Below are 11,246 nucleotides of genomic sequence, written 5' to 3'. Positions count from 1 at the left end.
GGCCGACGTACGGCAGGCCGGCGGCGAGGCGTTCACGCTGGAGCTGGATCTCTTCGCAGCCGATGCGTCGGCGCGTCTCGAGGCTTTTCTAACCGCCAACGATTTGGTCTGCGGCGTCCTGGTCAACAGTGCTGGGTATGGTCTGCGAGGTGCAGCAACGATACTCCCCGTCAACGATCAGCTTGGGATCATCGATCTCAATATACGCGCCCTGACCGACATGACCCTTCGCTTCCTGCCTGGAATGCTGGCGCGCGGACGTGGCGGCGTGATCAATCTCGGCTCCATAGCGGGTTTGGTTCCCGGGCCGTACATGGCTTTGTATTACGCAAGCAAGGGTTTCGTGCACTCTTTTTCGGACGCGCTCCATCAGGAAGTGCGCCGCTTTGGCGTTACCGTGACATGTGTCGCGCCCGGACCGGTATCCACCGAATTCCTTGAAAAGGCCGGCGCGAACCGGGCGGCTCTCTTCAAGATATTGCCCAAGCTGGACGCTGAATATGTCGCTGAGCGGGCCTGGAGCGGTTTCAACTCCGGCCGTCGCCGCGTTGTCCCTGGCATTTCAGCCAAGTTGATCACTCTTGTCGCCGCATTCTTGCCGACCGCAGCTATTCTCCCTCTGATCGGTCGCCTGCAGCGCAGGAGCAAAGATCCATGTCCTTGCGGTTCAGGGAAGAGCCTCAAGGAATGTTGCGGTAGCCGCTCCCCGGCACGGAGCAAGCTGCAGAAATAGTGCCCGTCGACGAGTTTGTCGAAACGATATCCGGAAAGCGGGATGATCGTGTTCAGTTGGTCGAGGAGACTACGGCGGCCGCGCAGAGCTTGACACATGAAACCGAAAGCCTTGCCGAATTGCTGCGGCGGTTCAGAACGGGCAGCGGCCGGGCATCGGAACATCGCCACTAAGCGATGGCATCCTGACGTCCTGCCGAAGCAGGCAAGAAAACGCCGCCGCCTCGAAAGGGCGGCGGTGAGCGATCATCGGCCAGCGTCGCCTCAGTGGCTCTCTGATGCGGGACCGTGAGAGTGGCCGGCAATGCTCTTGCGAACATGACGAACTGCCGCCCAGACGGCGAAAAGCACGAGCGGGATGGCGCCGAGAACGGCGAGCTTCGACACGTGCGGATCGACGCCCAGTTCGGAGATGCTTTCCAGGCAGATCTTTGCGAGGCCAACGGTGTAATAGGTGATGGCGATGACGGAGAAGCCTTCGACCGCCTGCTGGATATGGACCTGGATGCGCGCCCGCTCTTCCATTGATGTCAGCAGTGAGGCGTTCTGATCTTCGAGCTGAACCTGCACGGTCGTTCTGAGCAGGTCGCCGGCCAGGCTCACACGTTCGGCCAGTTCATCGAGGCGGCGTTCGGCGGCGTGAACCGCACGGACGGCCGGTTGAAAGCGCCGGTCGATGAAGGTGCCGATCCGCTGGCGCTGTTCGACGCGCTCCTCGCGCAGCTCCGACGATCTGCTTGCGACGATCTCGGCATAGGCTTTCGTCGCGCCGAAGCGGTGACGGGCGAGAGCGGAGAAATTGAGCACATCCGACGAGAGCTTGGTGACCTCGGAAAGCAGGGCTTTGTCGACCTTGACCGCACTCTGCATATGCGCGATCAGCAGGTCGAGGCGCCGGTCGAAGACGGAAAGCTTCGACACCGTCTCGCGTGCCATCGGCAACGCCAGCAGCGCCATCATCCGGTACGTCTCGATCTCCAGGAAACGCCTGACCATGCGGCCGGTGCGATAGGCATTGAGGTTGCGGTTGAAGAACAGAAATTCGACGAAACCGCTGTCGGTCAGCCGGAAGTTCGAATGCACTTCCGCATCGCCGCCGCCGACCTGAGAGGCGACATAGTCGAGCCTCGGTTTTTCCGGACGCTGCCCGTCCTTTTCGTCCCGCACCAGCACCCGAACGGCCGCGATGATCTTCCCGTCGATCTGGCGGCAGCAGGCCTGAAACGCTTCCGGCGGATTGCTGCCGGGCTCGGCCGATGCGGGAACGACGAAGGTCAGGGTGAGGAACTCGGTATGAGCCTCCCACTTCAGCCGGCCGTCGCCGATGCGGCCGATGCCGTGGTTGCCCTCGCGGGTCGTGGAGACATCCTCCAATCCCGGCAGGGAACTTGGTATCTGAGGAGGGGCATTTTCTCCGACGATGGCGACGTGCCACACATCCGTGTCGCCATCGAAGTAGAGCGACGGCCGCGCGTGGAGCTCGTTGTGAAGTTCCCTTCGCAGCGGATGCTCGGAGCCCATCGGCATGGAAATGCACCTCTATACGGTAGACAGTCGCCGGATGTAACCGGGTTGCCGGCATGTGTGAGTTGACCATGGCGCCTGCGAGCCGGCGAAGGCTGACAACGCCTATAGCCTCTCCCGAACCACATGTCACCATAAAGGGCAACGATGTCGGCGGCTTGCACGACATCGTTGCCCCATTGTTCGATTGTCACCCGCTGGACTGGTGAGGCTGGCCTTACGACGAGGTTTCTTCCAGCCGTCGGCCGCCGGTCTCGATCATTCCGATAGCCGCGACCGCACCGATGGCGGCGACGATCGCGAACATCATGAACACCGAATTGATGCCCTGCGTCCCCACCATATAACCGACCGTGGTCGGCCCGACGGCCGAGGCTATGCGCAGCCATGACGTCGCAAGGCCGGTTCCGATGGCGCGCATCCGCGTCGGATAGATCTCCGGCGTGTACAGGTACAAGACCGCATTGATCGACCCGACGACGCCATAGGCAAGCGTTGCCAGCACGATCAACGACCAGAGCTGGCCTGCACCACCTGCAGCCAAGGCGCTCAACAGTGCCGCGCCGACCAGGAAGGACACGATGGCCCAAGTTCTTCGACCGATGCGGTCGATGCAAAAAGCGCAAACCAGAAGGATGGCGACCTGGGCGACATTGGTCATCGACGCCGCCCGAAGAGCGCTTCCGAGCTCGAGCTTGTAGACGGTGTGATAGAGTGTTGGCATCCAGTTGTTGAGGCTGTTGGCGACGAAGAACGAACTCGCCCAAAGGACCCAGGCAATCAACGTCCTCACGCGGAAGCGTGGAGACAGCAGCTCGCTCCAGCGGCTTCTCGGTTGCCGGGCGACCTGTGCAGGGGCGGGTGCTGCAGCCGACGCTTCGGGCGCCGATTGCGGCTCCTGTTGATAATCGAGTTTTGCCTTTCTTGCGCTCGCCTCAGCCTGGCGGATGATCGCTTCCGCTTCGTCGAGGCGTTGCTGGCCGATCAACCAGCGCGGCGATTCCGGCAGCCGATAAAGCAGATAGGCGATGACGAGACCCGGAATGCCGCCGATGAAGAACAGCGATGTCCATCCGAGGATCGGCACGAGCAAGGTCCCAACCTGGCCGGTGATCATCAGCCCGACCGGAAAGATCATCTCGTAGAGCATGAAATAGCGGCCGCGTCCCTTCGCCCGCAAAAGTTCGCTGATATAGGTGGCCGCAACCGGCATTTCTCCTCCGACACCGATGCCCTGGATCAGGCGGCATAGGAAAAGCATCTGAAAATTGCCGGTGAGCGCGCAGGCGAGGCCCATGACCGACATCAGCGCTGTGGCCGCTGCCGCCATGGGGACGCGGCCGAAACTTTCGGCAAGACGGCTGAAGAGCAGGGCGCCGAGCAATTGGCCGATGTAGCTGGCGGCGATCATCCAGCCGATCTGGGCCGGAGAAAGCTCCCATAACTTGATCAGGATCGGAAGGACGAATGCTAGCGAAAGGGCATCGAAGGCATCGAGAAACGTGGCACTCCCCATGACGATCCGCGCCCGGCGGTGCCATGGTGTAAAGGGAATGGCTTCGAAACGGGCAGTCAGCGCTGCGGCGCGACCGCTGTCGGATGCCGGGGTCGGATCGTGGGCCTCTAGCCCATCTGCGGTCGCGGATGCGGCCAGCGTAATTGTGTTGTCGTGCATTCTATCCTCCCAGATTCAGCACCTTGATGATGGCCGGCGCCTTCGTAGCGCCGGCGTTAGCCGTTAGCCGTCGACCGCCTGAACAGCGACCGGATCGCATCTGCGATCTGGTCGGGGCATTCGATCGGCGTCAGATGCCGCGCCGCGGGCAAGACGGTGAGGGATGCGCCCGGAATGGCCGCAGCGAGATCTCGGGCCGTCTCGACGGGGGTGGCGTAATCCTCCTCGCCGACGACCACCGAAACGGGAAACCGGAAACCTCCCAGATGCCGGCGCAGATCGGCATCGCCGAGCATGGCGCAGGTCGCGGCATAGGCATCGATATCGTTGGCGGTAAAGACCGACATGGCATGCTGAACCTGCGCCGGATGATCCATCCGGAATCGATCGCCGAACCAGCGCGTTGCCTGAAACTCGGCCATTGATGCCAGCCCTTCGCTGCGAGCCTTTGCCGCCCGGGCGCGCCATTCCGTGGGCGCGTTGGCACCATACCAGGCGGTGGTGTCGATCAGCAGCATGGCGCGCACCAGCTCGGGGTGCCGCGCCGCGAAGGCCTGCGCCACGCAACCGCCCATGGAGCAGCCTGCGACGACGGCGTCACTCCACCCGAGTTCTCCCATCAGGTCGGCGGTATCGTCGCCGAACCGCTCGACATCATAAGGGCCGGCAGGCTTGTCGCTCCTGCCATGGCCGCGGCAGTCCATCGTGACGATATCCGCATCCTCCAGCCGCCCGACGACCCGATCCCAGACACTGGCGTCGAGCGCCAGTGAATGGATCAGAACGACACGCGGCCCACCGGGCCGTCCGCTGCGTCTATATGCAAGGCCGATACCATCGGACGTTCTCGCATAGGCGACGCCGGAAGCCGTCTCGCGCACATTTGCTGCACTGTTGGACATCGACATTCCCTTACCCGGCAAGCGCCATATCGTTTTCGCCCACGAGCGGTACGTTCCACGCGTCGTAGCCATAGAGCCAGGAGGTGTCTTCGTTGCCCCCCGACATCCAGGTATTGGCGCTCGAAATCGCCTGGATGCGTGACGTGCGTGGCTTGCGGTTCGCCTCGTAGCGGCGGAACGCGCCTTCGATGTCGTCATTGTCGACGCCGGCAAGGCACCGCGCCAGCACTGCCGCGTCCTCGATCGAGGTTGCAGCCCCTTGTGCCATATAGGGTGTCATCGGATGGCAGGCGTCGCCGAGAAGCGCCACGCGTCCGTCGCTCCAGCGCGGCAATGGTTCACGTTCGAGGATTGCCCATTTGTGGCAGTCCGGGCAGGCATTCAAAACCATCTGCACTTCCGGATGGAAGCCTTCATAGGCGGCGCGCAATTCCCTCACGTCGCCCTTGGCGGACCAGGATTCCGAGGTCAGCCAGTCGGCGGGCTCAGGCACGCTGGTGACGAAGTAGAGCGAGCTGCGATCAGCAGCCGTATAGTAGATGACGATATGGCGGTCGACACCCCACCACTTCGTTCTGGACGCCTGGATCTCGCCGCCGTTCATCAGGCTTGCGTCGAAGACCGCGCGGTAGGCGATCCGGCCCTTGTGGATCGGTTTGTCAGGGCCGACGACGATGTCGCGAACGAGCGAATGCACGCCATCGGCGCCGATCACCGCATCGGCATCCGCCTTCGTGCCGTCGGCGAAAGAGAGTGTCACGCCGCCCTTCGTCTGATCCAGGCCGACGAGCTTCTTGCCGAGGTGAACGATCTCCGGCGGTAGTACGGAATAAAGCGCTTCATGCAGGTCGGCCCGGTGCATGCAGAGAAAGGGCGCGCCGTAAAGGCTTTCCGGCATCGGAAGCTCGCGCTTGATCTCACCGGTATCCCAGACGCGATTGAGATGAGAATAGGGCTCGAACGCAAGTTTCTGAAGCTTGTCGAGAACGCCGATACCGCGCAGGACGCGCGATGAATTCGGCAGCATCTGGATGCCGGCGCCGATGCGGGCAAATTTCGGTGCCTGCTCGTAGACATTTACGTCGATGCCGACCTGGCGAAGGGTCGTGGCGGCGGCGAGACCACCCATGCCGGCACCAATGATCGCGATTTTCGGTTTACTTCCAGCCATGCGATTTTCCTCCCTTAGCAATCAAGATGGCGCTAGTCGTAATGCGGCATCTGTAGTATGTAAAATATTTATATAATTCATGTATGAAACCTTTTAAGTTTATGTTGGATGCCAATGGAACTAAGACACCTCCGCTATTTCGTGGCCGTCGCAGAAGAGGGGAGCATCTCGCGAGCTGCCGCGCGTCTCAACATCCAGCAGCCGCCGCTTGGTCAGCAGATCCGCGATCTTGAATATGAGCTTGGCCTTTCCCTCTTTGACCGGCATCCCAAGAAGATCGTGCTCAACGCTGCCGGCGCAGTTTTCCTTGCCGACGCCCGCGACATCCTCAAGCGGGCCGGTCAGGCAGTCGAGAATGTCCGCCGGTACGACAAAGGCGAGGCCGGCCATCTGTCGGTCGGCTTTACGAGTTCGGCGTCGCTGCATGTTCTGGCGCCGAAGCTGCTGCAGCAGTTCCGTCTTTCCTATCCGCTCGTCAAAATCGCCGTCGAAGAAAGCGAGACCTACGAACTCATTCTCGCCTTGCAAGAGGGCCGTATCGATGCAGCGTTGCTGCACATCGACGCAAATCGATTTCCGGATCTGGCGAGCACGGTGCTTTCCGAAGAGGACATGATCGTCGCCATCCCTCTTGCTCATCCCCTCGCGGATGAACGCCTCGGTCCGATCACGCTGAAAATGCTGGAGGGACAGGATGTGGTTGTTTACCGGCGACCCGATGGCCCAGGTATCTTCGAGCGTATCTTGCAGTCCCTCGATCGTGCAGGCGTGACGCCTGCGATCGTCGACGAAGTCTATCGCATCGTCGCAGCGATCAACCTCGTTGCCGGCGGTCGCGGCGTCACGATCGTTCCAGCCTCCATGCAGGTCCTCCATCCGGAGGCCATCGCCTATCGCGCGCTCGCTCCCGGCCAACTTTCACCCTTGCCGCTCTGCATCGCTTACCGGCGTGATCTGAAGCTCTCGATCGTGAGGAATTTCGTTGCACTCACGAAGGAAATCGCTGCCGTCCCCGCGCATATGCGTGGTCGTGCCTGACCGTTGAGTGCGCGCGCTAGGCTATGAAGCAGCCGCATCGGCAGCAGAGACAGTTCGACCTCCGCCGAGGCCAGACGTCCAGGCCATCGACAATTCGAAACGCATCGAAGCGTTCGAGAGGAAACGAAAAAGCCACGGCCCTGTTGCGAGGCCGTGGCTGGTGCGTGCGCGCATTTTGCGGGACAACGCGTGACCGGTTACTTGGCGGCGAGCGCCTGGTTGACCTTGTCGACGTCGGCATTCATTGCCTTGAAGGTCTCGTCGAGGGAAAGCTCGCCGACGATCAGCTGGCTCATCCTCTGGACGATGAGCTGATAGATGGCGGAGGATCCCTTGAGACGTTCCAGGTCCCGGGCTGCCTGCGGCACGCTATTGCGGCTTCCGAGGAAGACGGCCATCGCTTCCTTGGCATTCTTGCTCTCGAGCTTGTATTGCGGGTCCTTGATGTCGGCGCCCGTCAGGACGACGTAGTTTTCAGCGATTTCACGCTGGACCTTTTCAGAGCCGAGGAACTCGATGAACGCGGCCACGGCCTCGGGAGACTTGGTGCGCTTGAAGCCAACGATCGCGGTGCCGCCGGGCATCGCATAGCAGCCGGCATCGCCGCACGGGGCGCTGATCGCCGTCCAGTCGAAGGCATCGCCGATCTTCTTCTGGAACGGATTGACCATCCAGTTGCCGGCGAGATAGGTCACGACGTTGCCGTTGACGAATTCGTCACCCATGTTCTTGTACTGGGTTCCGCCGGCAGCCCCCCACATTTCCTTGGGGAAGGAGCCGTCCTTCGTCCAGCCGTAGAGATCCGTGACATAGCGCTTGGCGGCATCGTCGGGGAAGAAGAACTTGCCGTCCTTGACGTAGTTCGAACCGTAGGAGAATGCCGCGCCGGAAAAGCGGTGGCCCGAGCGGTCCATCGTGAAGGGGATCTGAGCGCCAGTCGCCTTGGCGACGCGCGCCGAGGCTTCGACGATATCCTTCAGCGTGGCGGTGGGCTTCGGAAGCGGTTCGCCGGCCTGTTCGAACAGCGTCTTGTTGACGAAGGGCAGGTTGAAGGTTTGCGACGCGATATAGCCGTTGATCGACTGCGGATCGTTGACGCCGGGGAAGCGAAGCGTGTTCAGGCTGTCGCCGTGTAGCTTGGCGAAGCCATCCGGATCCTTCATGTAGGGACGCATGTCGAGGTAATAGGGGGCAAGTTGCCAGTCGGTGATCTTGGCGATGTCAGGGCCCTCGCCGACGGCGAGCTGCACCGGCAGCTGCTTGGCGACCGCATCATAGCCCGAAGAGACGAAGTTGACCTTGACGTCGGGATGCGCGGCCTCGAATTCCTTGCTGAGCGCTTCCATCCGCTCGACGTAAGCCTGGTCGTCGTCGGTGAACAGAAAGGTGATTGTCTTGGTTTCCGCCATGGCCGCGCCGGCCCATGCGAAAGAAGCGGTTGCCAACGCCAGTGCGACGGCCCCTGAGAGATAGGTTTTCATTTTCATCCTCCCATGAAAACATTTTCATCAATCGCGGCTTCAGCCATCGATAAATCAATTTCATATACTTGACATTCGTTCCGTCAAGCTATTTTCTGCGGCAATAGCGATGTTTTTGAGCAATTTGCAAAAATGGCGCGCACAAATAACCTAATGAAAATATTTTCATAGGATTGCGGAGGAGGCGGTCTGTGAAAACGGAATGCATCAAGCAGCCGGGCGAGATGGCGCCAGCATACAGTGTGGCCATGGGCCAGACGATCACGGCATGGGCCGTTTCCGGCCTGATCGCCAGCTATTTTCCCGGCGAGCCCGCGCCGGCCGAAGATCGCGTAAACTATCGTTTCATCAACGGTTTCGTCGATGTCGGCGACCTGCCCTGCCGCAAGGCCTTCTGGTCGACCATGGTCGGGCGGCCGCTATTGCCCGACACCGCCTGGCCGACCGAAAGCCTCAATCTTCCCGGCTCGAACCGTCGCGTCGAGTTCACCGGCTTCTGGCACGTACCGACGCATCTTAGGCGATGGCTGAAGGGCACGTTCAGAACGGAGACCGCGCGAGCGCTCAATCTCAGACTGAAGACCTGCGGCGGCGTTCGCATATGGGTCAACGGACAGGAGGCGGTGCGCTTCGAACCCTTCAAGCGCAACACCGAGAGCGCAACCGACATAAGGCTGGCGCTGGACGCCGGCGACAACCAGATCCTCGTCTACACCGAAGACTTGGCCGAGCGCGACACGACGTGGTTCTTCGAGCTCGAGATGCTGGACGAGGAGCCGCTCTGCGTGCTGCTGCCCGTATCGCTGGATCAGGATGAGGTCCGCGAGCTGGAAGCCCTTGCGCGCGGCGTGCGTCCGGCTCGTGACGTCTTCGTCAATCAGCCGCTGGAGATCATCTTCGGCACTGCGCCCGAACGCGATCTGCCGGTAGAGCTCAAGGTCGTCGGTCATGGCCACGAGCGGCCCGTTCTCGCGCATTCCCGATTGACGCTCAAGGCCCATCAGAGCAGCCTCACGGCCGACGATATCTGCGGCATTGCGGACGGTTATCACGGCGTCCACATGACGATCGGCAGCGGCACGGGTTCGGTTACGCGCGTCATCGATGCCGCCTTCATGAGCAGCGTTTCGTCGTTGCCATCAGAGACGTCGCTCGCCGCCCGCAAGCGGCAGGCACTGGAATACAGCGCCCGCTTCGGCGCAAACCGCGTCGGGCGCCTGATCGCCATGATGGAAACCGGCCATCACGACCAGGAAAGCTTCGACCGCATCATCGACGCGACGCTGGCCTCCATCGATGCGCGGGAGGATTGCTCGGATTTCATCATGGTGCCGCTCTTGTGGCTGCTCGGCGCCTATGCCGACCGGATGCCCGATGCCGTGGTCGATCGCATTCGGCATTCCGTTCGCTCCTACCGTTACTGGGTCGACGAGCCGGGTAACGACGCGATGTGGTTCTGGAGCGAGAACCATGTGCTCTGCTTTCACACGAGCCAGCTGTTGGCCGGACTTCTTCTGCCCGATGAGGTGTTTTCGGCCTCGGGCAGGACCGGGCAGCAGCAGGCGGAACTTGCCGGCGAGCGGCTCGGCCGCTGGTTCGACAGCGTCGAGGCCCATGGGTTGGCGGAGTGGAACTCGGCCGCCTATTACCCCATCGATTTCATCGGCCTGCTGGCGCTGGAGCGCTGGGCCGAGACGGCGATGTCAGCGCGCGCCCGCGCCCAGATCGATCTCATCTTCCGGATGATCGCCCTTCATACGCTGGCAGGCGTTCCGGCCGGATCGCAGGGCCGCGCTTACGACAAGGAGTTGCGCGCCGGCCCGCTGACCGAGCTTGCGCCTTTCGCCCAGGTCGCCTTCGGGACCGGCTGGCTGAACAATGGTGTGGCGGCATTGACCATGTTCTGCGCCGGCGGCTACGAGCCGCCTGCCGATCTCAACGAGCTTGCGGCGCTCTCGCGCGCAAGAAGCGTCGAGGCGCGTTACAGCCAGGGCCTCGAGAGCGGAAAACTCGTGCTGTTCAAAAATGAGGCGGCGCAGCTTTCGACGGTCGTCGATCACAAGACCGGCCAGAAGGGGCATCAGCAGCATGTCCTCGACATCCGGCTGGCCGGCCACCCCATGGCGAGGCTGTGGGTCAACCATCCCGGCGAGGACGATCCCTGGGGCAATCAAAGGCCGTCCTATTGGGCCGGCAACGGCATCCTGCCGCGCGTTGCCCAGCATCGCGACGTTGCCCTGCTGATCGAGGACACAAGCGACGCACGCCACACATGGACGCACGCCTATATCGGCCGCGACGGGCTGGACGATCTCATCATCGAAGACAAGTGGCTCATCGCGCGATCGGGCCGGGGATTTTCTGCCCTCTGGGCGTCGAACGGCCTGGAGCTGATCACCGACGGCCCGACTGCCGGCCGCGAGGCGCGCTCCTACGGGCAGCTTTGCGGCTGGGCTGGTATCGTCGGATGCGGCAACGACGATGCCTTCAAGGCATTCATCGAACGCCTGCGCCGGACGACGGTTTCCTTCGATCCCGGGCTTCGGCGTCTCTCTCTGACGCCGCCGGGCGGCCCGGCGATCGACCTCTCCTATGCCGACGGTCTTTCGATCGATGGCGAGGCGAGGCCCTTCACCCACGATCAGCCGCACCCGATCCTCACCCACGACAGTGCAGCCTCTGGCGCCGGCACTGACGGGCCGTTTTACTCGTAAAAACATAGG

8 protein-coding genes are annotated in these 11,246 nt (G+C 61.9%); 3 read left to right on the top strand and 5 right to left on the bottom strand.

Going from position 1 to position 11,246, the window contains the following annotated elements:
* Positions 1 to 733, top strand: a 733-nt coding sequence (locus tag HX899_RS07565; RefSeq protein ID WP_246697075.1) for an SDR family NAD(P)-dependent oxidoreductase, incomplete at its 5' end; no start/stop codon positions are given.
* A 263-nt stretch (positions 734 to 996) separates the two neighbouring features.
* Here HX899_RS07565 and HX899_RS07560 read toward each other — a convergent pair.
* The 4 genes from HX899_RS07560 to HX899_RS07545 form a co-directional block, all read right to left on the bottom strand.
* Entirely contained in the window at positions 997 to 2,259 is a 1,263-nt protein-coding gene (locus HX899_RS07560) for a DUF3422 domain-containing protein (RefSeq protein ID WP_171600484.1), read from the bottom strand.
* A 214-nt stretch (positions 2,260 to 2,473) separates the two neighbouring features.
* Positions 2,474 to 3,931 (bottom strand): MFS transporter, encoded by a 1,458-nt coding sequence (locus HX899_RS07555; RefSeq protein ID WP_171600483.1) that lies wholly within the window; start codon positions 3,929 to 3,931, stop codon positions 2,474 to 2,476.
* 56 nt (positions 3,932 to 3,987) lie between these two features.
* Positions 3,988 to 4,839 carry an alpha/beta fold hydrolase gene (locus HX899_RS07550; RefSeq protein ID WP_171600482.1) on the bottom strand — a complete coding sequence of 284 codons (852 nt, stop codon included), beginning with the start codon at positions 4,837 to 4,839 and terminating at the stop codon, positions 3,988 to 3,990.
* A 4-nt stretch (positions 4,840 to 4,843) separates the two neighbouring features.
* The gene (locus tag HX899_RS07545) at positions 4,844 to 6,004 is read right to left on the bottom strand and encodes an FAD-dependent monooxygenase (protein WP_181292044.1); all 1,161 of its coding nucleotides are present in this window, start codon (positions 6,002 to 6,004) and stop codon (positions 4,844 to 4,846) included.
* Positions 6,005 to 6,118: 114 nt separating this feature from the next.
* On the opposite strand from HX899_RS07545, the gene HX899_RS07540 reads away from it, so the two are divergent.
* Positions 6,119 to 7,042: a LysR family transcriptional regulator gene (locus tag HX899_RS07540; RefSeq protein ID WP_181292042.1), complete on the top strand. Its 924-nt coding sequence runs from the start codon at positions 6,119 to 6,121 to the stop codon at positions 7,040 to 7,042.
* Between the two features lie 197 nt (positions 7,043 to 7,239).
* Here the strand turns inward: HX899_RS07540 and HX899_RS07535 are convergent, their stop codons facing one another.
* Positions 7,240 to 8,523 carry an ABC transporter substrate-binding protein gene (locus HX899_RS07535; protein ID WP_180195568.1) on the bottom strand — a complete coding sequence of 428 codons (1,284 nt, stop codon included), beginning with the start codon at positions 8,521 to 8,523 and terminating at the stop codon, positions 7,240 to 7,242.
* A gap of 191 nt (positions 8,524 to 8,714) precedes the next feature.
* Here HX899_RS07535 and HX899_RS07530 point away from each other — a divergent pair, with 191 nt between their 5' ends.
* Complete coding sequence (locus HX899_RS07530; protein WP_181292040.1) at positions 8,715 to 11,237, top strand: hypothetical protein; 2,523 nt, start codon at positions 8,715 to 8,717, stop codon at positions 11,235 to 11,237.
* The last annotated feature ends 9 nt before the right edge of the window (positions 11,238 to 11,246 follow it).

Source organism: Rhizobium sp. WYCCWR 11146, assembly GCF_013591995.1.
Taxonomy (GTDB): Bacteria; Pseudomonadota; Alphaproteobacteria; order Rhizobiales; family Rhizobiaceae; genus Rhizobium; species Rhizobium indicum.
This window is presented reverse-complemented; position numbering and strand designations above follow the sequence as displayed.